The 25,605-nt window shown below is 61.8% G+C and carries 22 protein-coding genes; 7 read left to right on the top strand and 15 right to left on the bottom strand.

Going from position 1 to position 25,605, the window contains the following annotated elements; genetic code table 11:
• Positions 1 to 111: 111 nt before the first annotated feature.
• Both B0G69_RS21170 and B0G69_RS21165 read left to right on the top strand, forming a co-directional pair.
• Positions 112 to 954 carry an AraC family transcriptional regulator gene (locus B0G69_RS21170; RefSeq protein WP_121320699.1) on the top strand — a complete coding sequence of 281 codons (843 nt, stop codon included), beginning with the start codon at positions 112 to 114 and terminating at the stop codon, positions 952 to 954.
• Positions 955 to 1,041: 87 nt separating this feature from the next.
• A complete protein-coding gene (locus B0G69_RS21165; protein WP_121320697.1) occupies positions 1,042 to 1,779 on the top strand; it encodes an alanyl-tRNA editing protein in 738 nt (245 codons plus the stop codon).
• Between the two features lie 26 nt (positions 1,780 to 1,805).
• On the opposite strand, the gene B0G69_RS21160 is transcribed toward B0G69_RS21165, so the two are convergent.
• On the bottom strand, positions 1,806 to 2,708 hold the full coding sequence (locus B0G69_RS21160) for a LysR family transcriptional regulator (RefSeq protein WP_121320695.1): 903 nt from the start codon (positions 2,706 to 2,708) through the stop codon (positions 1,806 to 1,808).
• A gap of 141 nt (positions 2,709 to 2,849) precedes the next feature.
• Between B0G69_RS21160 and B0G69_RS21155 the strand changes: the two genes are divergently transcribed.
• Both B0G69_RS21155 and B0G69_RS42800 read left to right on the top strand, forming a co-directional pair.
• Complete coding sequence (locus B0G69_RS21155; RefSeq protein WP_347232499.1) at positions 2,850 to 3,269, top strand: heme-binding protein; 420 nt, start codon at positions 2,850 to 2,852, stop codon at positions 3,267 to 3,269.
• A gap of 243 nt (positions 3,270 to 3,512) precedes the next feature.
• Positions 3,513 to 3,893, top strand: coding sequence for a BON domain-containing protein (locus tag B0G69_RS42800; protein WP_121320693.1), 381 nt, complete (start codon positions 3,513 to 3,515; stop codon positions 3,891 to 3,893).
• Between the two features lie 247 nt (positions 3,894 to 4,140).
• Here B0G69_RS42800 and B0G69_RS21145 read toward each other — a convergent pair whose 3' ends face one another.
• From B0G69_RS21145 to B0G69_RS41450, 6 genes are all read right to left on the bottom strand, one after another.
• Complete coding sequence (locus B0G69_RS21145; RefSeq protein WP_121320691.1) at positions 4,141 to 4,521, bottom strand: potassium channel family protein; 381 nt, start codon at positions 4,519 to 4,521, stop codon at positions 4,141 to 4,143.
• A gap of 78 nt (positions 4,522 to 4,599) precedes the next feature.
• On the bottom strand, positions 4,600 to 5,610 hold the full coding sequence (locus B0G69_RS21140; RefSeq protein WP_121320689.1) for a DUF2955 domain-containing protein: 1,011 nt from the start codon (positions 5,608 to 5,610) through the stop codon (positions 4,600 to 4,602).
• Between the two features lie 19 nt (positions 5,611 to 5,629).
• Entirely contained in the window at positions 5,630 to 6,763 is a 1,134-nt protein-coding gene (locus tag B0G69_RS21135) for an HlyD family secretion protein (protein WP_121320686.1), read from the bottom strand.
• Positions 6,760 to 8,313 carry a TolC family protein gene (locus B0G69_RS21130; RefSeq protein ID WP_241991424.1) on the bottom strand — a complete coding sequence of 518 codons (1,554 nt, stop codon included), beginning with the start codon at positions 8,311 to 8,313 and terminating at the stop codon, positions 6,760 to 6,762. The genes B0G69_RS21135 and B0G69_RS21130 overlap by 4 nt, the downstream gene beginning before the upstream one ends.
• Positions 8,314 to 8,331: 18 nt before the next feature.
• On the bottom strand, positions 8,332 to 9,435 hold the full coding sequence (locus tag B0G69_RS21125) for an AI-2E family transporter (protein WP_121323800.1): 1,104 nt from the start codon (positions 9,433 to 9,435) through the stop codon (positions 8,332 to 8,334).
• Positions 9,436 to 10,341: 906 nt separating this feature from the next.
• Complete coding sequence (locus B0G69_RS41450) at positions 10,342 to 10,632, bottom strand: hypothetical protein (protein WP_199731308.1); 291 nt, start codon at positions 10,630 to 10,632, stop codon at positions 10,342 to 10,344.
• A gap of 96 nt (positions 10,633 to 10,728) precedes the next feature.
• Here B0G69_RS41450 and B0G69_RS21115 point away from each other — a divergent pair, with 96 nt between their 5' ends.
• On the top strand, positions 10,729 to 11,619 hold the full coding sequence (locus B0G69_RS21115) for a 2OG-Fe(II) oxygenase (RefSeq protein ID WP_121320684.1): 891 nt from the start codon (positions 10,729 to 10,731) through the stop codon (positions 11,617 to 11,619).
• Positions 11,620 to 11,664: 45 nt separating this feature from the next.
• Here B0G69_RS21115 and B0G69_RS21110 read toward each other — a convergent pair whose 3' ends face one another.
• From B0G69_RS21110 to phnX, 6 genes are all read right to left on the bottom strand, one after another.
• On the bottom strand, positions 11,665 to 12,336 hold the full coding sequence (locus tag B0G69_RS21110) for a hypothetical protein (RefSeq protein ID WP_121320682.1): 672 nt from the start codon (positions 12,334 to 12,336) through the stop codon (positions 11,665 to 11,667).
• A gap of 97 nt (positions 12,337 to 12,433) precedes the next feature.
• Positions 12,434 to 13,921 carry a cytochrome c peroxidase gene (locus B0G69_RS21105; protein ID WP_121320680.1) on the bottom strand — a complete coding sequence of 496 codons (1,488 nt, stop codon included), beginning with the start codon at positions 13,919 to 13,921 and terminating at the stop codon, positions 12,434 to 12,436.
• A 174-nt stretch (positions 13,922 to 14,095) separates the two neighbouring features.
• Positions 14,096 to 16,420 (bottom strand): alkaline phosphatase family protein, encoded by a 2,325-nt coding sequence (locus tag B0G69_RS21100; protein WP_121320678.1) that lies wholly within the window; start codon positions 16,418 to 16,420, stop codon positions 14,096 to 14,098.
• Between the two features lie 448 nt (positions 16,421 to 16,868).
• Positions 16,869 to 18,227, bottom strand: coding sequence for an MFS transporter (locus B0G69_RS21095; RefSeq protein WP_121323799.1), 1,359 nt, complete (start codon positions 18,225 to 18,227; stop codon positions 16,869 to 16,871).
• Between the two features lie 47 nt (positions 18,228 to 18,274).
• Positions 18,275 to 19,399, bottom strand: a complete 1,125-nt coding sequence (psrA, locus tag B0G69_RS21090; protein ID WP_121320676.1) for an iron-containing alcohol dehydrogenase PsrA — start codon at positions 19,397 to 19,399, stop codon at positions 18,275 to 18,277.
• Positions 19,396 to 20,247: a phosphonoacetaldehyde hydrolase gene (phnX, locus tag B0G69_RS21085; protein ID WP_121323798.1), complete on the bottom strand. Its 852-nt coding sequence runs from the start codon at positions 20,245 to 20,247 to the stop codon at positions 19,396 to 19,398. Before phnX ends, psrA begins: the two co-directional genes overlap by 4 nt.
• A gap of 161 nt (positions 20,248 to 20,408) precedes the next feature.
• Here phnX and B0G69_RS21080 point away from each other — a divergent pair, with 161 nt between their 5' ends.
• Together B0G69_RS21080 and B0G69_RS21075 are read left to right on the top strand one after the other, a co-directional pair.
• Positions 20,409 to 21,272 (top strand): LysR substrate-binding domain-containing protein, encoded by an 864-nt coding sequence (locus B0G69_RS21080; protein ID WP_121320674.1) that lies wholly within the window; start codon positions 20,409 to 20,411, stop codon positions 21,270 to 21,272.
• 553 nt (positions 21,273 to 21,825) lie between these two features.
• A complete protein-coding gene (locus tag B0G69_RS21075; protein WP_121316209.1) occupies positions 21,826 to 23,088 on the top strand; it encodes an IS110 family transposase in 1,263 nt (420 codons plus the stop codon).
• 394 nt (positions 23,089 to 23,482) lie between these two features.
• Here the strand turns inward: B0G69_RS21075 and B0G69_RS21070 are convergent, their stop codons facing one another.
• The gene (locus B0G69_RS21070; RefSeq protein ID WP_121320672.1) at positions 23,483 to 23,971 is read right to left on the bottom strand and encodes a cache domain-containing protein; all 489 of its coding nucleotides are present in this window, start codon (positions 23,969 to 23,971) and stop codon (positions 23,483 to 23,485) included.
• A gap of 453 nt (positions 23,972 to 24,424) precedes the next feature.
• Positions 24,425 to 25,546: a sensor histidine kinase gene (locus B0G69_RS21065; RefSeq protein WP_121320670.1), complete on the bottom strand. Its 1,122-nt coding sequence runs from the start codon at positions 25,544 to 25,546 to the stop codon at positions 24,425 to 24,427.
• Between the last annotated feature and the right edge of the window lie 59 nt (positions 25,547 to 25,605).

Below are 25,605 nucleotides of genomic sequence, written 5' to 3'. Positions count from 1 at the left end.
TATAATTCCGCTGTGAAGCCGGTTGCCGCCCTCGATGAAACAGCTTCCAAAGGACGAACCCGGCGACCAGAGCAGAGTTCATGCAGCCCCTGCGTCATATGAGAGTTGATCATGGCACGTAGCGAACCGAAGAATCAGTCGCGGTATTGGTGGGATCGTCACACACCGGGCCTAAGCCTGATGTGCGCGGATTTCACCACCCAGCAGTATGCCCCGCATACACACGAGGGTCTGGTGATAGCGGTCACCGAAACAGGCGGTGCCGTGATCAAGAGCCGTGGCGTCGTCGAAGAGGCGCGCTCGTCTACCTTGTTCGTTTTCAATCCGGTCGAGGCGCATGCCGGCTGGATGGGTTGCAGCGAGCGGTGGCGTTATCGGTCCTTCTATCTCACGGAGTCGGCGCTCAATGCGGTCGCGCACGGCCTTGGGATCGAGGACGTGCCGTATTTCACGAGCAATCTGTTCGGCGAGGCCGATCTCATCGACGGCTTTCTTGCGCTGCATCGGGCGCTCGAGGACGGTCGCGATCTTTTCCGTGAGCGGGAATTACTGTTCTCGACGTTCGGACGTTTGTATCAGCGGCACGGCAGCGGCGGTGGACGTATCGAGCCGGCGCCGCACGACCGGGCGTTGGTTCGGATCGTGACCGAGCTGATCCATGACCGGCACACCGAGAACCTGCTGCTGGAGGATCTGAGCGGCGCCGTCGGCCTCACGCCCTTCCAGCTCATCGGATTGTTCAACCGCTGTGTTGGTCTGCCTCCGCACAAATACCTGACCCAGGTGCGTTTGAGCCGGGCATGCCACCATCTGCGTCGCGGGATGCCCATAGCCGATGTGGCGGCAGCGACGGGATTCTACGACCAAAGCGCACTCACCAGGCACTTCAAGCGCTGTTATGGAATGACGCCGTTGCAGTTTGCCCAGGCCGCGGCCGACAGGACAGCACACTAGCCCCGATTTCCGTCGCAATTTTTGCCAATACGCGCCGGGCGCGCCTCCCGATACTTCCACCATCTGTTACCCGTATTGGAGGCAAGCATGCCCGCATGTGCGTTCTATCACGCGAATCCTGAGAGCCTGACACTCGAAACCCAGGTGATCGACGCCAGACCTGGGCGCGTGGTTCTCGCCGAGTCCCCCTTCTATCCCGGCGGCGGCGGCCAGTTGGCCGACTGCGGCACGCTCCATCACAACGGCGGAGAAATCGCCGTGACGGGATTCGATATGGTTGACGGCAGGCTCTGGATGCGCCTCGCCGATCCCGCCGCCGAACTCGCCGGGACGGTCGAGGCCGTGGTCGATCCGGCATTCCGGCAGATGATGCGGGAACTCCACACGGGTACTCACGTGCTCAATGCGTTGATCTTTCAGGCTTTCAATGGCGCGCTCGTCACTGGCGTACAGATGAATGACGACGGCACGGCGCGGATGGATTTCGACGTGCCCGAGGCCGACAACGATCGCCTGCGAGCGCTGGAGGGCCCGGTCAACGACGTCATCCGACAGAATCTCCCTGTGCGGGACGTCTACCTGCCGATCGCCGCGGCGCGCGAGGAGCAGGGGCTGATTCGTTCCAGGTCGGTGGCACCGCCGCCGACCGACGATGGCCAGATTCGTATCGTCGAGATCGTTGGGCTGGACCGCCAGGCATGCGGCGGAACTCACCTGTCGGAAACCGGGGCATCGCGCGCGATCCGTATTCTGAAAATCGACAACAAAGGTCGCCACAACCGGCGTGTGCGCATTGGCCTTGTGAATGCGTCATTACACAGATAAGCGCAGAACGAGCCGCCGACAAGCCGTCAAATAACGCCTTCCGCTTTTCCGGGGAGGAGCCGCACGGCCAGAAAGTCGATCAGTGTGCGTACGCGACGCGGCACTGAGCGACCTCCCGCCCATACCAGATGAACGGGTACGGGCTCCGGTTCGAACGAGTCGAGCACCGTCACCACTTGCCCTGCATCAAGAAGTTTCTGCACCTGGAAGATCGGTGCTCGACCTATGCCGGCTCCGGCTGCGGCCGCTGCATTGCAGGCTAGCGCGCTCGTAGACCGGAAGCGTCCTGCGACTTCGATTGCGCCACCTGCGTGGTTGAACGTCCATGTCTCGCGCAGCGGATGCTGACGCAGCATACAGTCGTGAAGAGCAAGCTCGGACGGATGAGCCGGGTAGCCATGCGAGGCGAAATATTCCGGTGTGCCAAACACGACGCGTCGCAACGTACCCACCTGCTTCGCGCGCAGGGTCGAGTCCGGAAGTCGGCCCAAACGGACAGCGAGATCGATGTTGGTTTTGGTAAGGTCAAGATGCTGCTCGGCGAGCACGAGTTCTACCCTGACGTTTTCGTGAATCGATAGAAACTGCGCAACGAGCGGCGAAACGAAATCAGCGCCGAATGCCGTCGGCGCTGCGATGCGAATACTGCCGCGCAACTGGGTTGCGTGATCGACGAGTTCGTCACGTGCCGCGTCGATTTCTCCGAGCGCGGGTCGTATGCGTGCGGCGAACTTCAGGCATGCCGCAGTAGGCTGTACGCGGCGTGTCGTCCGGTGGAACAAGGTCGCGTTCAGATCACGTTCTAGCGCCGCAATGGCGCGGCTCACCGACTGCAACGTTCGGCCTAGCGATCGCGCGGCGGCCGTCAAACTTCCTTCGTCAAGAATAGCCAACAGTACTTCATATTCGTCCCTGTTCATGACCGTCATTCTCTCGTTTTCTGGAAGAATCTTTGCCGGCTCGCGCGCCTATGCGCGGTTTGGTCGCCGTCGTACATTCTAGCCGTGCAGACACCTGATTGGTTCCTACGGAGACGACTAATGATCCAACGAAACGAGAATGAAATGCCTATGAGCTACAGCGACCGATTCAGCCTCGCCGATGCACGCCGCGTCGCGCATGCGGCCGAAGAGGAGGCAACACGTCATGGTTGGCCCATGGTGATCGCAGTGGTGGACAGCGGTGGACACCTGGTGCTTCAGCAACGACTTGATGGAGCGCAACTCGGCAGTATCCAGGTGGCGAGACAGAAGGCCGTAACGGCCGTGCTGTTCCGGCGTCCCACGCGCCTTTTCGAGGACGCAATTGCGCAAGGAGGACTCCACCTGCGCCTGCTCGGTATGAATAACCTCGTGCCGCTCGATGGAGGGATTCCGCTGATTCGCGACGGAGCGGTGGTCGGCGCGATAGGTGTGTCGGGCATGCGCTCCGATCAGGACGCGCTGGTCGCCCAGGCCGGTGCTGATCAGTTCATGGCAAAGGAGGCATGAGAAAGGCGCCGGTCTTGGGGGTCAGCGTGGCGAGACAGCGTGAAGCCGTGAGTATCGAACTTCCGTGGCCGCCCAATTCGCGACATTACCCCCTTCGTCGTCAACCCATTCCTTCGCCGCAGCGGCCACTTGCATCGCCCACAACATTTCGACCATTCCCGGGTATTCTTCAGTGAACGGCAGGGCTGCGTCCAGTTCTTCTGTTTTTCCACTGCGCAGTTCACGCAACCCAAAGGAGGCAGCATGAATATAACCGGGGCGAGCAGAATCATCGGCGCAATGTTGACTGCGGCCAGCGCGTGTTGCGCCATCTATGCGAACGCGCAAACAACCATGAGCGCGCCGCCGGACCCGGCTTTCCAACGGGTGGCGACCTCGACGTCGCCGCCTGGAACCAGGCCGGATACCTCGGTGATTCGTGACGTTCGTCGCGCCCTCAGGCGCGTACCGGACATGGACGACTCCGGAATTCACATCAGGGCGCGCCTCGGCGTCGTCACGCTCACGGGCGAGGTACCGGAGAGCTGGCAGATCTCGCGCGCGGGCAATGCGGCAAGGTCTGTGCTCGGCGTCAGGTCGGTGACGAACAGATTGAAGGTGAGAGAGGAAGACAGCGCGCGTTGAGTCACATCTCGCGGCACCGGCCGGATGGGACCGCAGTGCGGCTGCGGCGGAGATTGCAATGCTCGGCCGTAGTTGGCTGCTCCGTCCGGCCCGTGTATCGCAGCAATCATGGTGGCGAATGGGGTTCGGGCTCCAGCTTCTGGCCATGCGTACGAGCATTTCAATCGGGTCACCAGGCGACGGCGGACAACATCGTCGATTACTACGTGGGCCGGTTGAAAAAGTAGCGGTCGGCCAGCGCGCCTCATCAATCCCGACCCCTCGCCCGGTGCGCCGCTTCCTGCACGCCCCGCACAGCCGCCGCCACGATCAGGCCGGTGAACACCATGCCGAGCAGCCCCAGCAATATTGCGTCGATCCGGCCAAACGTCGACGTAGGCACTACGTCGCCGTATCCGATGGTCAGCGCCGTGATCGCGCAGAAGTACAGGGTTTCCCCAAACGGCGAAGGCGTTCGCTTCACCGTCTCCACGGGATCTCCCATGTAATACATGGCGAGCGCCAGTAGCAGGAACAGCAACAAAATACCGGCGAGAATCGAACGCAGGTACCACAGCGTTCTGCCGGATTCCCGCAAGATCTCACGTGCCTGCACGCGCAGGACCGCGTCGCTCGTCGTATTTCCCATTGCAAGCTACCTCCTTGACTGTGCCCTGACGGACGCCAATGTCGGCGACGGGCAGAGACACGGACGCGCGCAGCGTCGTCACGCGGGGCGGCGTTGCTCGAAAATCAGCAACATCAGACACGCGTAGACCGTGACGGCCACGAAGAGCCCCATACGGACCGCGAACGCCGTGTAGACGTCCTTGCCCGCCGCACTGTCCTGCACCGATTGGCCCAGCAGAATGATCATGGTGACCAGGCTGTTCAGCCAGAAGCCCGGTGAATAACGCGTCGGGCTGATGCGATAGAGCTTGCGTCCCACCAGCAGCCCGAACAACAGCATCCACAGATAGAACATCCACAGGCCCGCAAAGAGCCTGAGCGCAAACCAGAACACGATCGCGAGCAAGCCGCCGAGCAGCGTGGAGCCGATGAGATCGCGCGCTGCGCTGCGAGCCGTCGTGGTGCAGCTTTGTCGACCGAGACTGACGGACTTCATGATGATCGGCATGTAGCTCGCGGGGTCGGTGATGGCGAGCAGATAGGCCGGCATGACCACGAGCGCGGCGCGCAGCGCGATGCGTGCAGCCTGCCCGTCGGGCATGGCCTGAACGGCAGGCCGTGGCCCTGCGCTTGCGGGCTCGGGAAACAGCATGTGAGTCAATGCGGCCACCAGCACGGCGAGCACAAGACCCTTCACCAGTGCGCCAACGACCGTCACCGCCAACGGCAAGTCGGCAGTTCCCGCAGCGGAGACCATCGTCAGCCCGGCCACCAGAAAAGTAGAGACCAGGTTATTCCCGCCGCGCAATCCATAGCGAAACGCAAGGAAGAGCATCAGGCCCACAAGCATTACGCCGGCGAACGCGTAATGGCGCAGCAACGGAACAAGAAGCAGCCCGCTGCCCGTCGTCAAAGCGACGACCAGCGCGAGCGCGACGCCCGCCTTGAACGACAGTGGCCGGTTTTGCGTCGCGAGAAGGAAGACGGCGAATACCGGCGCGATGACCGGGATCGACAGGTCCAGCGCGAAGCTGATCGTCAGGCACAGTGCCGTGCCTGTAGCAATGCGTAGCGTACGTCGCCCGAGAAGCTGAAGCCTGTGTTCCATGGATGCAGTGGCTCGTCGTTCAGTAAAGGTAGGAGATCCAACTCATCACGCGCAGAAACACGCGACCCAGGGGATTGAGCGGATTGCCCGGATCTGGAAACGCCATCACCTCCGCCTGCCCGCCGACGCGAACGTTGCGAAGGCGCGCCTTCTCACCCGGTTCGAACTCGACGATCACCGGAAAGCGTTGCGCGGGGCGCAGCCAGTCGCGGCTGTTCTGTACCGTGGGCAGACTGCCGGGCGGCGTGCCCTGCCCCACGCTCACGCCATATCCGATACTGCGAATCCGCCCCTCGAAAACCTCGCCCGGCAGCGCGTCCAGCGCAATCGCCACGGGCGTGCCAGGCTGCAGATGACCCAGATTGTTTTCGGTCAGATCGGCGCTGACCCATACGTCGCGGATGGCAATCAGCGTCATGACCGGGCTGCCCGCCGCCACGAACTGGCCGACTTCCGTGCGCAGATCCGTGATGACGCCACCGGTGCGCGCCGTGACGTGGGTGTTGGCAAGATCGAGCTCGGCCTTTTTCAGCGCCGCGCCAGCGCTGCGCAACTGTGCGTTGTCTGCCTCCTGACCACCCTGCTGCTCGCGAGCCCGCTCCACTTCGGCGCGCGCTGCCGCGACCTGGCTTTGGGCCTGCTCGTGAGTCGCTCGCGCCACTTCGAGGCGCCGCAGCGAGACGGTGCCCTCGTCATCGCGATACAGCCTTTCGAGGCGCTCGCTATCTTGCCGTGCCTTGATTTCATTCGCGACGGCCGCGCGCAGCGAGGCGAGCGCCGAATCGATCCCGGCCGTGCTCGCGCCGACCTGCCGGCGCGTCGATTCGAAGTCGGCCTGCGCGCGATCGACGGCGATCCGGTATTGCTCGTTATCGACCTCGAAGAGCACGTCGCCTGCTTTGACTTCCTGGTTGTTATGCACGAGAACACGCGTCACTCGCCCCGATGCTTCCGCGGCGACGGAGACGACGTAGGCTTGAATGCGCGCCTGTTGCGTATAAGGGGTGAAGCGATCGGCAAGCAGATACCAGATCAGGCTGACCACGATCAAGCAAACGACCCACTTCACCGCCTTGCCCGACGGGTCGGCGGCAGGCGGTGGGGACGGCGGGCTCAGCGGAGTGCCTGCGGCGGGTTCTGGCTTGTCGCTCATCGTGACGAACCCCCGGATGAGCTGGCGGTGGCGGATGGCGTATTCGTTTCGTTCAGCAAGTCGCCCCAGTCGGTGCGCTGCTGCATCTGCTGACGCGTGGCGGAATCGATGAGCGGCTGTTCCGAGTACCAGCCGCCTCCGAGCGCCTTGTAGAGCGCAATCAGACTGCCCACCGCGTTGCCGCGGTTGACGATGTACGCGTCCTGCTGTGCGAACAATGCACGCTGCGCGTCGAGAACGCGCTGAAAGTCCGAGTAGCCCTCCCGATAGATCGTATTGGCGAGCTTGACCGAGCGCTGCGCGGCCCGTTGTGCGTCGTTCAGGATCGTGTCCCGCTGCCACGCGGCGAGGATTGTCGTGGCGGCGTCGTCAGCCTCGCGGGCCGCTTCGCGCACGGTGTTCTGGTAAGCGATGGTCAGTTCCTGCAGCCGGGCGTCCTGCACGCGCACGTTGTTGCTTATCTTGCCGTGGTCGAACAAATTCCACGTGACGCTCGGGCCACCGATCAGGGCCAGCGTGCTCGGCGAACCGTTAAGGGAACTCGCGCTCCAGACGAGGGAGCCAAGCAGTGACACCGACGGGTAAAAATCGGCCTTCGCCACGCCGATAAGCGCGGACTGCGCGGCCATCTGCAATTCGGCCGCGCGCACATCCGGACGGCGCAGCAGAAGATCTGCGGGGACGTCCTGCAGCACGGCGCGATCCACGAGTGGCAGCACTTCCGCTTTGTCCGGCTGCACATTCAGTTCCGGCAACGGGCCAGGCGGGCGGCCAAGCAGCACGGATAGTGCATGACGCGCAAGCACGGTCTGGCTCTCGAAATCGGGGATGCTGCTCAGCGTACCGAGATACTGCGTCTTCGCCTGCTGCAGATCGAGTTCATCCGTCTCACCGCTTTTGAAAAGCTTTAGCGCAATCTCGTAGCTGCGCTTTTGCAACTGGGCGTTCTCGCGCGCAATGCGCAGGCGCGCCTCGGCCGTGCGCAGCGTGAAATACGTATCGGCGACCTGCGCGTGCAGCAGGACCAATGCGTCATCGCGATTGGCTTGCGCCGCGAAAAACGAAGCGTTGGCCGATTCGATTGCGCGGCTGAAGCGCCCCCAGAAGTCCAGCTCCCAGCCCACGCTAAAGCCCAGCCCGTACTGCCAGTAGCCGCCCGAGTGCGGATTGACTCCATCCGAGCGTTTGCGCGTCGAATAGAGGACGTCGGCATTGGCCTGCTGCAGCTGCGGATAGCGGCCCGCGACCGCGATGCCCAGTTGGGCGCGCGCCTCGAGCACGCGCAGACCGGCAATCTTCACATCGCCGTTGTTTGCATCGGCCTGTGCGATCAGGCTTTCGAGGTTCTGGTCCGCGAATATCCGCCACCATTGCCGAATGTCAGGCTGGGCCGCCTGCTGGGTGGCCTGCTCGATTGACGTGCTGCTCCAGTGCTCTGTCCAGCTCTCGTGCTGCGGGTGAAAATCCGGTCCGACTCGTATGCACGCGCTCAGGCAGCCCGTGGCGAGAAGCGGCCAGTACAGGCGCGCGTGAGCTGCCGCGGGGGACACGGATCGCCTCCGCGAGCATCAGGCGTGATGCCCTTCTTTTAGCCGCGCCGGCTTCGCCGGGTCTTTTACCCATCGCCAGAACAACTGATAGCCCACCGCGAGCATGACGGGCCCGATGAACAGGCCGATGACACCACCTGTCACCATCCCCCCGAGCGCGCCGATCAGCACCACGGGCATGGGTACGGCGACGCCGCGGCCTAGCAGCAATGGCTTGAGCACATTATCCGCAAGTCCCGCGACGAACACATAGACCGAGAAGATGATCGTTATGGTGCTTACGCCTTGCGTGACGATCACGAAGGCAATCACGGGCACCGTGATCAGCGTGGCGGGCAACTGCATGATGCCGATCAGCAGCACCGCCAGCGCCAGCAGGCCTGCACCGGGAATACCCATGAGGACGAACGCGACGCCGATGAGCAGCATCTGGATGAACGCGATCCCGACCACGCCTTGAGCGACCGCGCGAATCGTGGCCGTACAAAGTTCGGTGATTTGCGGGCCGTTCTCAGGACCGGAGATGCGCGAAGCAATTTGCACCGCACTGTTGTGGCCTTTTTCGCCATGCGCCATCAAGATGCCGGCAACGATCAGAGCAACGAAGAATACCAGCAGTCCCGCGCCCAACCCTGTTACCGTTCCGAGCACAGCGAGACCGGCCTCCTTGAGTTGCGGAGCGAACTTCTGCGCCAGCCCTGTGAGGTCGATCGAGGCCTGCTGCCAGAAGTCGTAGACACGCTGCCCAACGATCGGCCAGCCGGCCACCGATGCATCTGGCGGTGGAATGTTAAAGCTGCCGCTCCTGAAGATGGCCATGCCATGCTCGATCGAATTGGCCACCGCGACGCCCAGCAGATACGTCGGCACGAGGATGATGCCAAACGCGACGAGGATGATCAGCGTGGCGATCAAGCCATCCTTGTTGGCGAGCGTACGCCGGAGTCTGACCTGAAGCGGATAGAGCGTAATCGCGAGGATCAACGCCCATACCATGAGATTCAGGAACGGGACGAAGATCCGGAAACAGAAAATGGCCAGAACGGCAACCAGTCCTGCGCGAATCAGTACGTCGAGCAATTCTCTGGACTGCACCCGTTCGGTAATCGGTGTGAGCATCATCATTTGTCTCCCGCAGGTCATCTCGAGAATGCGCTGGCGACACTCCAGGGCCCGTTCATCACCATGGCAGTCGGGACGGACCCATGCCGCCGCACAGTCATGCAGTGCAGTTCAGTGCCAGCATCCGACATCGAGCTTGCTGATCTTCGCTCCTTCAAAGCTAAGGTTGGCCATCAGGCCCAAGTTCGTCAAAACGAAACCGACGATCGGCAACGAACTCGTGCCGGCTGGGGAATTACCTGAACCGAGACGAGAAGCGGTAGCGGTTTCTCCGCATGCATCCTCTCTGGATTCTCTGCTTCAACGGGTTCGGACGAGTCAATCAACGTCGTGATGGGAAGCCATTCAGCTCTGGGAGATTCGGCCAGGTGGGCTCAACAGGTAGCCGATGTCAAACCGGTACGAATGGGCCATATTCCGCAACAGGCCTGCCGACATCGACATGGCGATCGCCGTACAGAATTACGTCGGATCAAGCATAGGCCTGAGACAGGTCGCTAGATATTGGACCTTGGTCGTATGTCGCAGCGAGAAGTATCGATTGACCGGTGCTTCGCTAGCGTCAATCCCTGTCTCTTCGTCATCCATTGCGGAATGACGAAACGGGCCGCCTGGCGCGCTGTCACGCGCCGCTAACGGCCCCGCATCCTGGCATGGCTCTATCGCTGGATAACCACCAATAGTGAACGTCACCGATTCTTCGAAAAATGTTAATAGCCGTCAGTTCGTGGCATGGGTACGCCCCGCACATCAGGTCTCGCACGTACGCTCACTGCTGGTGGTTCGTCTTGCCGAACGCGATCGAGGCCTCGGCGTTGCGAAAAAACACGGCCGGCAACGCGGCTGCTGCGAGCAGTGCGGCCATGACATACACGGGTAGTCTGAATGAGCCCGAAGCCTGCAGCATCAGGCCCGGAGCAAACGGACCAAAAAGACCACCGAAGTCGCCACAAAGAAGGATGACGGCGATCCCCCTGAACCGCCGCCAGGGAGCCAACTGCTTGGCACGTTGCTCCAGCAATACGAAAGGCGGGGTCCGCCGCCTTGCCAGGCAACGGTAACTTCAGGGGTGCGATGCGACTCCAGCAGCTGGCGGATATCGGTCTCCAGCGTTGCCTGAGACATCCGGTGTTTTTCGTTGGGATACAGCGCCTCCTTCGACAGGAAAGAGCAATACTTGCAGTCGATCTCTGTCATCGAGTTATCTTCATGAGCCGCTAAGATGATGGGTTGATTTCGGCCTTGCCGGCATTCCCGCGATACCCCCTTTCCAGCCCATAGCTTGACACTCCGATGTCCATAACCGTCAGTTTCCCCGCCGAAGTGCGCGATTGGATCGCTCAGAACCTCACACGCGGCGTTGCTCCACAAGCGATTGTGCGCGAGTTGGTCGATCGAAAGAATGCGATCGAACTCGCGACGGCGATGGTCAATGCGGTCTCTTCGTCTTTTCTGTACGGCACATCGTTGCCGGGCGCGACGCTCGAAATAGGCGGTGCGCCGGTCACCTACGAACCGGAGGCGCTGCGCGTGCCGGACGGACCGACGATCCGGCTCGGCGAGCGCCAGGTGCGAGTCATTTCGCGTATGCAGCGGCCCGCTGCGGTACTGCTCGACGATTTTCTGAGCGCGAACGAATGCGAGCAGTTGATCGCGCTCGCGCGCCCGCGTCTGAACCATTCGACCGTGGTCGATCCCGTCACCGGTCGTGATGTCGTGGCGGGCCACCGCAGTAGCGACGGAATGTTTTTTCGTCTTGGCGAGACCCCGCTGATCACGCGCCTGGAAGCGAGGATCGCCGAACTCACGGGCCTGTCTGTCGAGAACGGCGAGGGTCTGCAACTGCTGCATTACGAAGCCGGCGCCGAGTCGACACCGCACGTCGATTACCTGATCCCGGCCAACCCGGCGAATCAGGAGTCGATCGCGCGCAGCGGACAGCGCGTGGGCACGCTGCTGATGTATCTGAACGATGTGGAAGCCGGCGGCGAAACCGTGTTCCCGCAACTCGGGTGGTCGGTGGTGCCGCGCCGCGGCCAGGCGCTCTATTTCGAATACGGCAACCGCTTCGGGCTCTGTGACCCGAGTTCCCTGCATACGAGCACGCCTTTGCGCACCGGCGAGAAATGGGTGGCCACCAAATGGATTCGCACACGCCGCTTCGTGCCGCGCGATCAGGCGTAACGGTCGGTTTGCGAGGCGGCTGAGCACGCGCCCCGCAGACCGGTTTCAACGCTGGAAGACCTCGTCGGCGACCCAGCCGTTCGACGTCAAGTGCACGCCTTCGCGTAACTGCATCGTGCCCGCGCCTTCGATCACACGCTTGATCATCGGGAATACGCGCTGTACGTCGGCATTTTGAGCCCATGCCGCCGGCTCGATCTTGTACGTATAGATCACCGAAGTCGCGGTCTTGCCGTCTACCTGCGTCGGCCGTTCCCAACCCACTACCTTGTCGAGCTTGAGCGTCGCCGCGCAGAAATCGGCCGGGTGCGTGACGCGCGAGTTGGCGGTCGCGACAACCTCCGGAATCTGCAGATAGTACTTCTTGCCTTCATCCGTCAACTGATATTGGCGCGCGTTCGCCGTGATCTTCTTGCCGGTGCCGTCGGTGCGTTCGACCACCACGTCTTTGCCCGCGACGAGTTTGAGTTTCTCGAGTACCGGCATCTGTACCGCATCGCGCGTACCGGCGGCCTGGTCGTCCGTCGTCGCGTAGATCGGCCAGTCGTATTTGGCGAGGCACAAGTGGCCGCGCTGGCCGAGGAAATCGTTGATGGCGCTGGTGAAGTTTTCCTGGCTGACGTCCTGACTTTTGTCATGGCAGCCGGCGAACAGGGATAGTGCGATCAAGGAGAGTGCGCTGCAGGTGAAGCGGGCAAAGGTGAAACGTCGCGTCATGGTGTTTGTTGCTCGAGTTGAGTTGCCAGGTACGAATAAAACGGGACGCGCGGCCTGCCCCAAATGGATAGACTGCGCGCAGGAATCGCCGACTTCATCAGTTCACGCAGGCGCCGCTGGTAGGCGGCGTGGCGGGCGGCTGATAGCCGTCGGTCAGCGTGTTCAGGAAGCAGACCAGGTCCGCGATGTTCTGCTGCGTCAACTGCGGCGTCGAGTGAACCGCGCGCGGCTTGGCACCGTCGGCCGCGGTAGTACCTCCGGCGTCGGTCTGCCCCTGACCCATCGGCAGTTCTTCGTCGATGTTGCCCTGGTAGGCCACGGGCAGATCGTTGAAGGCCTGGGCGGTCGCGCCCGACGCAGCCGTCGGGAACAGCGCGAAGGACGGGTTCTGCGTCATCTGGCTGGTGTCGCCGCCGGTGCTCGGATACCAGTACTCCGGATTCGTGTCGCGCGTGTTGTAGAAATTGAGCACCTGCACGAGCGAGTGGAACACACCGTTGTGGAAGAACACGCTGCGTGTCGCGACGTTGCGCAACGTCGGCACCTTGAAGCGGCCGCAATACGGATCGGGGACATTCACGCCGGTGAACGAATCCGGGCCGGCGCCGCTGCTGGCCGTGCCGGGTGTGTGGATGTTGTTCAGCGGGCCGCACAAGCCCATGTCGTAATACGACGTGTCGTTGTTGCTCGGGATCGGATCGGGGTTGTCCCAGATCTGCTTGTCGTTGCGCGGTGCACCGATCGCCTGATACGTGAAGTCGGTCATGAGCGCGACCGAGCCGTTGAAGTTCGCGCCGGCATAGTGGCACGCAACGCATCCCGCACCGTGATCGGTGTCGTTGAACAGCTGCAGGCCGCGCATTTCCGCCGCCGTCAGCGTACCGCCCACCTTGTTGGACAGATACAGGTCGAACTTGCTTGCGTAAGGCTGGAAGCTCGGATCTTCCTGCTGATACGCCTGCAATGCGAGACCGACGTCGGTGAAGGTGGCGTTCGCGTCGGAGAACACGTTCGCGCCGAATGCCTGCTGGAACAGCGCCGCGTACGACGCGTCCTTCACGGTCTGCACGACGGCGGCCGGTGACGCGTTGTTCATTTCGAGCGGATTGAGCAGCGGCAAGGCCGTCTGCGTGGCGAGCGTCGTCGCGCGGCCGTCCAGCATGAAGCCGCCGCCTGGTGCGTTCTGCGTGATGCCGTCGGGGTTGTCGGCGACGTCGTTGTAGGGGGGCGTCATCGATTTGTAGCGCAGCGAAGGCACCGCGCGCTGGCCTTCCAGCGATGGATCGGAGCCGAGCTGCACGGACAGGCTGTTGGGCGGCCCGTACGCATATTGAGGGCTGTGACAGCTCGCGCAGGACATGTTCTTGCCGCCGGACAGATTCTGGTCGAAGAACAATTGCTGGCCGACCTGCGCCGCCGCGCTGAGCTTGACCGTGGCCGGGGGCGCCACGCTGCCGCCCGAGGTCGGCGGGTTCGAGCCGCTGCCGTTAGTGCTACTACTGCTGCTGTCGCTGCCACCGCCGCCGCCGCAGGCCGTCAATATCAAAGAAAGCGCGCAGATCACGCCCACGGAGATTTTTCGCATATTAATTTTTTTTGCCTGAGTCCGATTGCCGGGCGGTCCTGGCAGGGCCGAAGGGCCCCCTGGCAATGGGACGGACAGAACGGAAACTGCCGGGCCGCGAAAAACGCGGCCCGGCAGGGAGCAATTACGCGCTTGCCGATGCGGGAGGCGATCCATTGCCTCCGAGCTGCGCACTTACTTGGCGAGGGCCCACACGTTGGCCTGGGTTGCGTCCGGACCAGCTTTACGCGAAGCCAGCGAGGTGCTCGTCACGTCAACCGGGTTCAGCTTCTGCGTGTAGGTTGCAGGCGTGATGTAGGCGTGGTTCATCGGACGCACGGAGTCAAGGTGCGTATCGGCGCTGCCCGCGAGTTCCGGCAGGTTCAGGATGTTGCTCGCGATGAACGACTCCGTGTACTTCGCGCGAGCGAGGTACGTTTGCGGCTGAGCCGGGTCGGCGATCTGGAACATGTCCTGCAACGTGCGCACCAGCGAGAAGTGGCTGTACTCGTCGCTGTCGACAACGTTCGCGTTAGCCTGGTTCGTCGCCACACCGAAGACCGAGTTGCCGTGACCGTGGTTGCCGGCGTTGTACAGCGTGGTCGTCGTCGGCGTGAACTTGCCGTTGGCGAACGTCAGCGGTGCCTGGTTCACGTTCGACGTCACCGGGTTCCAGCCGCAGCACGAGGTGGAGCTACCTTCACCTTCGTCGAACATCACGACGATCGCCACCTTGCGTTGCTTGTTGGTCCACAGCGGGGACGCCTGGATCTTGGCAACCACCTGACGCACGTAGTCGTCACCACGCTGAACGATCTGCGTGCTGCCACCCGAGCAGGACGGATCGCTGCCCGTGCCGTGCATGTCATCGCACTGGTCCGGCATGATGAAGTTCACGTTGCCCACGTCGCCGAGTGCGAGGTCGGTGCTGAACTGGTCGAAGTTGAAACCGGTCGGGATCTTGTAGGCCGTCGATTTCGCCCAGTCGGCGGCGGTGTACTGCGTGCCGAAGATGCTGCGGTTGTCGGCGTAGAACTCAGGCAGATTGCGCGTCTGCTGGTAGGCCATGCCAGGGTGGTGCTTGGTCTTGTACAGCGCGCCCGGCACCGTGAAGGCCGTCCCGTTGCCGCCCGGGCCCTTGAATGTGTCCGAGATGGCCGCGTCGGCAATACTGTCCGCGCGCGGGTCCTGGCCCGGGTTCATCGATTCGCTGTAGCTGCGCCACGTCATGCCGGCTTGCGAAAGCAGCGTGAACAGGCTCGGAGCCGACACGTTGTGGTTGGCGACCGCGCCAGGCGTCATACAGGCCGCGCTCGTCAGGGCCGTGAGGTGAGCCGTGTCTTGCGGCGGCAGTGCGCCGACTGCGACGAGCGGCTGGCCGTCCGAAGCGGTGCCGCCGGCAAACGGCTTGTCCGTCGGTGCGTTGCTGCCGCTCGTGCCTGCGCCGCAGCCCCACCAGTTGTCGTCCACGATACCCCAATCGTCCGCGCCGCCGAGTGCCGTGTAGTTCGGCTCGCTCGGGTTGCCGGTCGAGTAGTAGGTCGTGAACTGGTTGTTGGCGGCCAGGAACTGGTTGATGAACGGAGCGTTCGTCGAATCGAGAATCCCCGGCGTACCCGGCGTCGGGCCCACGCTGTGATTCTCGAGCATGATCACGAACACATTGTCGTAACGCGGAATGCCTTCGACGTTGAACGCGGCCTGCTGTGCCTGCGCGAACGTGACGGGCGCCTGCGACACGGTCGGCTTCACGACGGTTGCGGCGCTCACGCCTGTTGCGTTGACCAGCGACGGATCGCCACCCGGCACGGCGAGGTTGTCGGGGAACAGGTCGCCGCGATCGAGCTTGGTCGTCGCGTACGTGTAGCGGTTCGCGAGCTGGTTCTCTTCGAACAGCACGGACTGTTGCTCTGCGCCCGAGAGCTTGTTGACGTCGCTGAGCACGTCGGCTGCAGACACCGTCACCGACGACGCGCCGAGAGCCGGCGTGCTCATGCGCGTGGCCACGTTGGCCTTCTCGGCCGCGTAGGTCGTGCCGTTCGCTTCGACGAGACGCTGAACTTCGCTCGACATCGGGCTGATCACGACGCTCGTCGCGCCCTGGTCGGTGATCTGCGCAGCCGAGGCGCGCAGGATCATGTGGCTCGGGACTGCTGCGCCGGTCGCCGTGTTGGTGGCCTTGGTGCTCACGTCGGCGATCAACTGGCCGGTGGCGCTGGTTTGCAGCGAGAAGTGACCGTTGCTGTCCGTCGTCGCGGTAACTTCGGAAGCGTCGCACTTGCCGTTGCCGTTTGCGTCGACGCAAACCGTGGCGCCGGCGTAGTAGCCTGCCTTGATGGTCGGATTGCCGCTCGTGTTGCCCGGCACGTAGCCGGCGGCCGCAACGACACCGGAGACTGTCGGCGGCGGGTTGCTGGCGGTAGGCGAGTTGTCGCTATTGCCGCCGCAGGCTGCCAGTACGCAGGCTGCCGCGATCGACGTGAGAAGAGGAGTAGTACGCTTTATTGGATTGGCCGACATTGTGGGGTGTCCCTGTTGGTTGCATGTACTGCTTCTTTTTCGCGCCTTCCATCTATGCAGGCGACAGGGGATTATCGGATCGGCGTATTTATCTTCAGTGAAGGGAAACTTTCATTACATTTACTTTCACAAAATACTTATCGACAAAGCAGATCGACATTTTCATCAAACTGAGATCTGGATATAAGCGGGGAAAACTACGTTCTGCCGTTTTCCGTCACAGCCGCAGTTGGCATCGACGCCTCGCTTTTCTCCGTTCGCACGATCGCTGCGTTTTTCCGGACGTGGGTGGAGATAAGCTCGACAGTGCGGTCCACGCCGCTGTTCTGCACCGCGATCAGATACGACGTGTTGTGCCGGTCGTCGACCAACAGGCCGAGCGTGAAGACACCGTGGCTGAGGCGGTTGAGCGAAGCGGTTGGCTCACCAACCGCCTCACCCAGATTTCTTACTGCAATGCACCGGCAATAACCTGCCCGCTCCCCGTTTCCAGCGAGACATTGCGCGTCTCGTTCCCACGAATCCACCAGTACGCGGCCGCAATCGGCCCCGGCAACGCTAGCACCAGCAGTGCAATCAGTGCCGACGACGGCGTGCCCGAACTCGCATACGCATTCGTCAACATGAGCGGCGCGACGACCGCACCGACGCGTCCTACGGCCACGGAAACACCCAGCCCCGTCGCCCGCACACGAGTCGGTAGAATTTCGGACGAGACGACGTAGCCGGAAATATAAGCCCATGTCACGCCGAACTGGATCATGCAATAGCCGATCACCATACCGGGCAGCGAAGTTGTCCCGTAGATAACGAGAATCGACAACGTGGTGAACGTGTAGCTGACGAACAGCGATGCACGCCGCCCCCAACGCTCGACCAGTACTGAAGCCGTCAAGCCGCCCATCAGCGCCGCGGCATTCCCGTACATGTAGTAAAGCGGCATATCGCCGGCCGACACTTTCATGAACGGAAGAATCACCAGAGCCATCAGCGAAAGCACCCCGTATACAACGGCCGCCTGCGAGAAATTGAATGCGCTGGCCACCAGGCAGCGTCCTCGATATTCGCCGAAGAGCGCCCGCACGTTGCGCCAGAACGCGGCCTGTTCAGGCATGAATCCAACCGAGGGATAACGTCGCCCCGCTTGCGCCGCCTGCTGCGGCGATGCACTGCTCACAATCTGATCGACGACTGCTTCCGCTTCTTTCACGCGGCCTTGTTGCAGCAACCAGCGCGGCGACTCGGGAATCACTCGGCGAATCCAGAAGAACAGCAATGCCATCGTCGTGCCGAGACCGAAACCGACACGCCACGATATGTCCGCTGGCAGGTTGTTCAGCACCAGATACGACACGGCGGCCGACAGCAGCGCACCGAGCGGAAAGCCCGACAGAATCAGCGAATCGGTTTTACCGCGATGCCGCTTTGGAATGAATTCGCCCATCGTCGCGGTGACGGCCGAATATTCACCGCCCACGGCCAACGCGGTCATCGCGCGAAAGAACAGGAACGAGTCGAAGTTCCATGAGAACACGGTCATCACGCTGAACGCGGCGTACCAGAGCAATGTGGCGAGAAAGAGCCGCTTGCGGCCAAACCGGTCGGCCAGATAACCGAAGCCGATCGCACCCACGAGCATCCCGAACACCCACACGCTGACGGCGATAGAGCCCTGCCCGGCGCTCAAATGCCACTGCGTCTTCAAAACGCCAAATACGCTGCCGATGATATTGGTTTCAAACGAATCGAGCGCCCAGCCAACGCCCAATGCGACGATCAGCAATGTATGAAAGCGAGTCCACGGCATGTTGTCGAGACGCGCGAGCGCGTCGGTTTGCGTCGTGTTTTTAGGGTTCACGATGGTTCCTTGAGCAACATCGGTTCGAAATCGAAAGAAGGAAAACGCTCGCGCGAGCCAATGAAATTCCGGCCGCGCGCGCCGTCAAATGCGTCGTCGACAATGCCGGTCCATTCGGCTGACGTGAGACCGTACGCGGCTGGGTGCGTATCGACGCCCAGCAGTCGCAGGAATTCGGTGAGACGTTGTGGCGCATGTTCCAGCGAGCCGAAAATTGCGTCGAGCGCCGCGTCGCACGCCGGATCGGCGCCGATAGCAGCCCGCATCACGGCGGGCAGACAGAACGAACATGCAAGGCCGTGCGGCACGCCGTGGCCGAGCGTGATCGCATACGAAATGTTGTGCGCGAGCGCGGTCCGCGTATTCGAGAACGCAAGGCCCGCCCGCAACGCACCGAGCGCCATCTGACCGCGGGCGTCGAGATTCGTGGGAGCGGCGGCGACTTGCGGCAGCGCGGCGATGATTTCGCGCGCGGCTTCGACTGCGAGGCCCCGCGTGACCGGATTTGCATGTACGTTCCACAGACTTTCGAGTGCATGCGACAACGCGTCGAGTCCGCTCGCCACGGTCTGCACGCGCGGCAGCCCGACCACGAGGCGCGGATCGACCAGCACCGCCTCCGGGTACAGATCGTCGCGCGACAACGACAGCTTGCGCTCGTTCTCCGGGTCCCACACGGTGGCCCACGATGTGACTTCGCTACCCGTGCCGGACGTGGTGGGAACGGCGATGATCGGCAACGCGCAGCGGCCGCTTTCGTGCCCTTGCGTCAGATACGCGAGCATCGGCTCGAATTCGCCGTGTTCGGCGGCCAGCACTTTCGCCGAATCCATCACCGAGCCTCCACCCAACGCGACCAGCACCTCGGGCAATCGAGGCAACGCGGTAAGTTGCGCGCACGCGGCACGCAGCATCGAAATGGAGGGATTCGCTTCGACGTTGTCGATATACGCGAGCGCGGGACCTGCAATCGTTTCGATCCGCTGCGTGATCGCCCGGAATGGCGCGTCGCGGTAGGTGACGATCGCGTAACTGCGGCCATTGAGCAGCGTGCCGATTTCGTTTAGCGTATCGACGCCGAGACGCACGCGCACGGGGTTATGAAAGCTCCATGTCTTCACGCATTCTCTCCGGCGGCGAGACGCATTTCGATCGCGTCGATCACCGGCAACAGATCGGCAATACTGTCGATCACGTAGTGCGCGCCGGATCGCGCGAGACGTTGACGCGCGGGTTCGATCCGCGTGCGTCGGCCGTCGTCATCGAGCGACTGCCAGTCGGTCAGCGAGAGCCCCACTTCGTTGCCGCTCGCCGCAATGCCGACGGTCCACATGCCGGCCGCGAGACCGGATTCGAGACCCGTTGGGCTATCGTCGACGACGACGCACGCGCGCACGTCGGGGGCACCGAGCGCCAACGCGTTGTCGAGGCACATGTCGGGAAACGGGCGTCCGCGCGACACTTCGCTCAGGGTACAGCAGTGGTCGGGGCAATAGCCTTTGTCGCTCGCAATCGGCAGCAGGTTGTTCATCACTTCGCGCGGATAGCCGGTCGTGCTGCCGATACGAATGCCGCGTGCGCGCAGCGCCGCCAGCGAATCGAGCGCGCCCGGAATCAGGTCGCTATAGCGCGCCACGTTGCGCTCGTCGACGCGCAGGAATTCGGCGTACAGCGCGTCGACGTCGCCTTCATTCGATTGCGCGCCGTGACGCGCGCTCCAGCGCAACTGCACGTCGGGCATCCGCAGAATCGCGACGATATGTTCGCGTTTGGCCGCACCCATCGGCGCGCGTGCCTCGGCTTCGGAGATCGGCACGCCGGCCGACGCGAAGCATTGGCGAAATGCATCGACCGGCGCCATGCAGCCGAAGTCGAGCACGGTGCCGGCCCAGTCGAAAATTGCGGTGGTGACGGGGCCGCGATACGTGCGGCCGTATGAGCAGGCGGTTTGAAAGGGGGATGGCTGCATCGTGTTCATGACCCGAAAGGTGGCGAGGTGTCGATGAACACAGCTTAGTTTTGTCACATGACGCACCTATGATCGAATCACCCGGTTAATTACTATGTTTCAACCGATTTTTTCGATGGATCGCCTGGGACAATACTTTCGATGAATTCGCCTATCCGCCTATGACGCTCGTTCAGTTGCGCAGTTTTATCGCAGTCGTCCAGCACGGCGGCTTCACGGCCGCGGCGCGCGCTCTGTCGATCAGTCAGACGACGATCACGTCGCAGATTCAGGCACTCGAGGAAGAGCACGGGATCGAGCTGTTCCACCGGCGCGGCCGGCGTGTCGAGTTGTCGGCAGTCGGCATGGACCTGCTGCCGATCGCGCGGCAGATCAGCGGCCTCGAAGCCGACGCCAATTCGATGCTGCACGACAGTGGCACGCTCAAACATGGCTCGCTGAAAATCGGCGCGGTCGGCCCGTTTCACGTGACGGAAATGATCGAGTCGTATCACGCGCTATATCCGCACATGCATCTCGCGGTCACACTCGGCAATTCGGAGGCCGTGTTACGCGACCTGAACGATTACGCGTGCGATGTCGGTGTGATTGCCAGCGTGTTCGACGACGAGCGTTATCACATGCAACCGTATGCGCGATATCCGGTCATAGCGTTCGTCAATTGCGCACACGAGCTGGCCTCTCGCGACATGATCACCCTCGACGAACTCGCTGCCGAACCGCTATTGATGCGCGAACCCGGCTCGACAACACGCAAGGCGCTCGAAACCGCCTTTATCGATGCGGGCTTGAAACCACGCACGGCAATGGAGATAGGCAGCCGTGAAGCGTTGCGCGAGGCCGTTGCGCGTGGGCTCGGTGTAGGTACGGTGTCGCAATCGGAATACGTTCCCGACGACAGGCTGCGGCCGTTGCGCATCGACGGAGATCCGGTTAGCACACACATTCACGTGTGCTGTTTGCGCGAGCGGCGCGATAGCGTGCTGGTATCTTCGTTTTTCAAGGCGTTGAAGAAATCCCGGTAGCGGCGAGTGGAATGCGGCCGGCACAATGATTCGATTGGACGTAGTTGTGGAGGAACTCGATTACCTTCCGAAAATTCAATCAAATAACTTCCGCCTCGGGTGATTTAAGCGTTGAAACAGGCCACTTCCACCGCTCTTGTTATTCAAATAGCTTCCGAGATCGACAGCTTTAAATTGTGGACGCTCGCCGGTCAGTCGACATGCGGCTGCTGGTCGTCACTTTGCTGCCATTGGAAGCGCAGTAGCTGTGAATGTCGGCTTCAGAGAAGGCGAACGAGTCCTAGCGACCCGATATAGATAGTCCGTCCCGCTTTCATCGATACTGGTGGGACTGGCAGCGAGCTGCCAGTCGAGGCGGGACATGCACCCGTGGACTACGAATATCCCGACCCAAACGCCTGGACGATTGCCGCTTTAGCTTCGAGTCCACGGGTGCGCCTGCGTCCGATAACGAATACTCAGGGTTCGCCGTGGCACCGGCTCACTATATTGCCTTCGCTGGACGCAAGCATGCATGTCCCTACGGGGTAATCTATCACTTGCGGAGGTTCACATGGCACCTCTATCGAACCAGCAATTCAAGGCTTTCGTCGGCCTCGACTGGGCAGATACCAAACATGACATCTGCCTACAGCAGGCAGGCGACGACAGGCGCGAGTTCGACTGCATCCCTCACCAGGTTACGCGCATTGATGAATGGGCAAAGGCGTTACATCAGCGCTTTGGTGGTCCGATCGCGGTCGCGCTTGAGCTGGCCACAGGGCCGATCGTCTCTGTGTTGCAGAAACATGCGTTCGTCACTCTATTCCCGATCAACCCTGCAATGCTCGCGAAGTACCGTGAGGCATTCAAGCCGAGCCGGGCCAAGGACGATCCCACCGATGCCGAACTGGCACTCGACCTGCTGCTGCGCCATCCTGAGCGGTTCAGCCCGCTCAGGCCGCAGAGCGCAGGCATGCGCTCCTTGCTGAGCCTGATCGAACAGCGTCGTGAACTGGTCGGCGACAAGACCCGGTTCACCAACCGGCTAACCAACGCACTCAAGCAGTATTATCCTCAAGCCTTGGAATGGTTCGACGACATCGACACGGTGCTGTTCTGTGATTTCGTGACCCGCTGGCCTACTCTGCCGGCAGCCAGGCGCGCGAACAGAAAGACCCTTGAAACGTTCTTCCATGCGCACAATTGTCGCCGGGCCCAACTGATTGAGGGACGTCTGGAGTCAATCCGCTGCGCTGCATCGCTCACTGATGATCCCGGTATCGTTGCACCTCACCGGTTGCTCGCGCTGATGCTGGTGACGCAACTGCGCACAGCGCTCGCTGCGATTGACGTGTTCGACAGGGAAATCGCGGCAGTCGCACGGGCGCTGCCCGACTTCGACCTGTTTGACAGCTTGCCCGGCGCAGGTCCGCATCTGACACCGCGCCTGCTGGCTGCGTTTGGCGAGCAACGTGACCGCTTCAGGGGCGCGGATGAACTGCAGAAGTACTCCGGCATCGCGCCGGTCACCGAGCGCAGCGGCAAGAAGTGCTGGGTGCACTGGCGCTGGCAATGCCCGACCTTCCTGCGCCAGACCTTCGTCGAATGGGCGGGCCAGACCATCAACAAATCGTTCTGGGCGGGCGCCTACTACCGGCAACAGCGGGCGAAGGGCAGCTCGTATCAGGCCGCCGTGCGGGCATTGGCGTTCAAGTGGATACGGATCATCTACCGCTGCTGGCAGACCGGAACGCGGTACGACGAGAACATCTACCTCAACGCCTTGAGGAAACGCGGTTCACCACTCCTCGGGAACCTCGGGCTTCCGGGGTAGCCCGCTCCGGTCGACGGGTTACGCAACTGCTTCCGGATCCGTGGGTTGCCTCCGCTTGACGTCATGTCGCGAGTTGTCCACGGCCGGCCGGCGGGTCGCCTGTTATGACCATGACGCTGGCCGGCGGTGGGCAACTCGCCAGATGAGCGCACGACGTTTCTTCGACATCCGCCGTTTCATGAATGAGCGACGCCCGAGGCTACAAGGTCAAGGATGTGGGCTGCGCATGCCCTCGGAAAAACCTTGACTGACCGCCTCAGGGCGTGAAGCGGAAATACAAGGCATCGAATTCGATGGCCGAAAGCGGTCGTTCAATTTTCGAATGACCGGCATCGGCAAAGGGAAGCGAAGCGCGAGAGAAGATGCTCACGCATCCACTGAGACCAGGCAGAATCTAGTCCAGATAGAAACCCGAAGCTACAAGGCCTGGAACTCCATTGATCTTGACTGCCTTCACATAGGTCCATTTATGTGAAGGCTGAGTCTGCCCGGGCCTCAGGAACATGTAATCGACCCAGCCCGATCCCTTCGTTTGCGCCGTCTGAATCATCGCGTCGTGAAACAGCTTGCCGTTGGTGTCTTTCTGACCGCTAACGTTGGTGCCTTCACGGGCTGGGAAGGCCGGATTCAACAAGACATTTGCTTTCAGATCGTAGACGAACAGATAGGTGTCCCCTTGGAACCACTCGCTGCCTTTCACTCTGAACTCGGTAAACGCGGCCTTACCTTTGGCGTCAATCAGTGCCGCGGCTTTGTCGACCAACGCTTCGGTTTGTTTCGTTTTCTCCGACGCCGGGGGCGATGACTGAGAAAATGCAGGCGAGACGGAGCAGAACAATCCAGCCAGCAGCAAGATGCTCGTAAGGAGAGCTTTCCCGTTCATAGCGCTACCTCCAACTTCTACAACGCGTGTTGTTTCGTGCGTCGGTTGCTCTTCCTGGCCCGGATGGTGGTGATGGATTTGGCCAGCCTCTGCGCGAAATCGCGCGTATATCGCGAATTTGCGGACGCATGCCGCTTTCAGCGACTAGTCCAGCCAATCGAATGACGACCTTATCCGCGACCGCGTGGCGTTTCGCGATAGGCTCGGCGAAGGCCCCACAAGCGCCACTTGCAGAAGTGAAGCACCCACTCCGCATCTAAAGAAACTAGTACGCGAAGCCCAGCCCCGTCAGGCTCGTTTTCCCGCATCGCATCGGCGACTTGACGTGGCGCTAGCGACCGCAGCTAACCGTAGTCGACCGAATAGCGGCCGGTCGCGACTGGCGGAAACTGCCGGCCGCAGCCCTATGCGATTTCGTTGCATGCGAGTCGCGGCATGGACATCACTTACTCCCTACGTACTGCGCGGCAGACGTACCGTGAACGCAGTTTCTGTCTCGTCAGACCGCGCTTCGATCGTACCGTGATGGGCCTTGGCGATTTCGCTGGCGATATACAAACCGAGTCCGAGACTGCCCTCACCGTCTCGTCCATTCTCACGATCCGGACCGCGCTGGAGGGGATCAAAGATGCGCTTCAGTAGCGACCTCTCGATGCCGGGTCCGCTGTTCCTGACCTCGACCCGAACCTCCGCCTCGTCGCCAGTCACCACCACGCGCACCGGCGAGTCCGGCGCTCCGTACCTGTCCGCATTCAGGACCAGGTTGCCAAGCAATTGCTGCAGACGCTGGCCGTCCCAGACGCCTTGAGCGTCGCCGTGCAATTCCAGCTCGATCTGTCTGTCCGGATGAACTGCGCGCAGCTGGTCTAACTCATCGGCGAACACGTCCGCCAAATTAACGCTGGCGGGAATGACGTTGATACCGAAGCCTAGCCTGGTCCGATTGTAATCACACAGGTCATCGAGAAGCGACTGCATCCGGGCACCGCTTCGCATCAGCCGCGCTGCAGCTCCCGATACGCGCTCCCCCGCATTCAGGGCGGCGAGATAGGAGGCCGTCACCTGAATCGTCTGAAGCGGGCTGCGCAGGTCGTGCCCGAGCATCCCAAGGAACAGATTGCGGGCTTGATCGACTTGCTCGCTGAAAAACCCGACTGATTCGGCGAGCGCCTGATCGATGGCCTCATTGAAACGGATGACGTCGTCCAGATCAGGAGCGTTGGGTTGGCAGTCCTCCATCCACAAACGGAGCACACTGGCGCGCAGCGCGCGGTACTCGGCGACCAGCTGCTTGATGTTGAAGCCGCCTCGCGCGCGCAGAATGGCATGCGTTTGCGCCGCTGTTTCCGGGGCATCGACCGGTACCGGGGCTCGCCCCAACGATTCCTGGTGTTGCGCGTCCCGGGTTTGCGAAGTCCGCAAGTCCTTGGCCACAGCTTCGAGAATCTGCTGCGCGTGGTCGCGTAAGGCGAGCGATTCCATGCCGGCTGCAGCTGGAACCAGCGTGGCTGCAAACGCCTCCCACTGCGCCACAATAGATTCCATATTTCGTAAGATGAAATCAGCGAGTCGCATGCCTGCTCCTGTGGAAAGAAGTCACCGAGGCATTCTTGTCGAATTTATCCTACGCGGGA

This window comes from Paraburkholderia sp. RAU2J (assembly GCF_003634845.1).
In the GTDB taxonomy this organism is placed as follows: domain Bacteria; phylum Pseudomonadota; class Gammaproteobacteria; order Burkholderiales; family Burkholderiaceae; genus Paraburkholderia; species Paraburkholderia fynbosensis.
Note: the sequence above shows the minus strand (reverse complement) of the source record. Positions and strands in the feature narration are given on the sequence as shown.

Coding starts and splice junctions, on each gene's coding strand:
- B0G69_RS21170 (WP_121320699.1), top strand. CDS start 112: ATGGCACGTAGCGAACCGAAGAATCAGTCGCGGTATTGGTGGGATCGT.
- B0G69_RS21165 (WP_121320697.1), top strand. CDS start 1,042: ATGCCCGCATGTGCGTTCTATCACGCGAATCCTGAGAGCCTGACACTC.
- B0G69_RS21160 (WP_121320695.1), bottom strand. CDS start 2,708: ATGACGGTCATGAACAGGGACGAATATGAAGTACTGTTGGCTATTCTT.
- B0G69_RS21155 (WP_347232499.1), top strand. CDS start 2,850: ATGAGCTACAGCGACCGATTCAGCCTCGCCGATGCACGCCGCGTCGCG.
- B0G69_RS42800 (WP_121320693.1), top strand. CDS start 3,513: ATGAATATAACCGGGGCGAGCAGAATCATCGGCGCAATGTTGACTGCG.
- B0G69_RS21145 (WP_121320691.1), bottom strand. CDS start 4,521: ATGGGAAATACGACGAGCGACGCGGTCCTGCGCGTGCAGGCACGTGAG.
- B0G69_RS21140 (WP_121320689.1), bottom strand. CDS start 5,610: ATGGAACACAGGCTTCAGCTTCTCGGGCGACGTACGCTACGCATTGCT.
- B0G69_RS21135 (WP_121320686.1), bottom strand. CDS start 6,763: ATGAGCGACAAGCCAGAACCCGCCGCAGGCACTCCGCTGAGCCCGCCG.
- B0G69_RS21125 (WP_121323800.1), bottom strand. CDS start 9,435: ATGATGCTCACACCGATTACCGAACGGGTGCAGTCCAGAGAATTGCTC.
- B0G69_RS41450 (WP_199731308.1), bottom strand. CDS start 10,632: ATGACAGAGATCGACTGCAAGTATTGCTCTTTCCTGTCGAAGGAGGCG.
- B0G69_RS21115 (WP_121320684.1), top strand. CDS start 10,729: ATGTCCATAACCGTCAGTTTCCCCGCCGAAGTGCGCGATTGGATCGCT.
- B0G69_RS21110 (WP_121320682.1), bottom strand. CDS start 12,336: ATGACGCGACGTTTCACCTTTGCCCGCTTCACCTGCAGCGCACTCTCC.
- B0G69_RS21105 (WP_121320680.1), bottom strand. CDS start 13,921: ATGCGAAAAATCTCCGTGGGCGTGATCTGCGCGCTTTCTTTGATATTG.
- B0G69_RS21100 (WP_121320678.1), bottom strand. CDS start 16,420: ATGTCGGCCAATCCAATAAAGCGTACTACTCCTCTTCTCACGTCGATC.
- B0G69_RS21095 (WP_121323799.1), bottom strand. CDS start 18,227: ATGCCGTGGACTCGCTTTCATACATTGCTGATCGTCGCATTGGGCGTT.
- phnX (WP_121323798.1), bottom strand. CDS start 20,247: ATGCAGCCATCCCCCTTTCAAACCGCCTGCTCATACGGCCGCACGTAT.
- B0G69_RS21080 (WP_121320674.1), top strand. CDS start 20,409: ATGACGCTCGTTCAGTTGCGCAGTTTTATCGCAGTCGTCCAGCACGGC.
- B0G69_RS21075 (WP_121316209.1), top strand. CDS start 21,826: ATGGCACCTCTATCGAACCAGCAATTCAAGGCTTTCGTCGGCCTCGAC.
- B0G69_RS21070 (WP_121320672.1), bottom strand. CDS start 23,971: ATGAACGGGAAAGCTCTCCTTACGAGCATCTTGCTGCTGGCTGGATTG.
- B0G69_RS21065 (WP_121320670.1), bottom strand. CDS start 25,546: ATGCGACTCGCTGATTTCATCTTACGAAATATGGAATCTATTGTGGCG.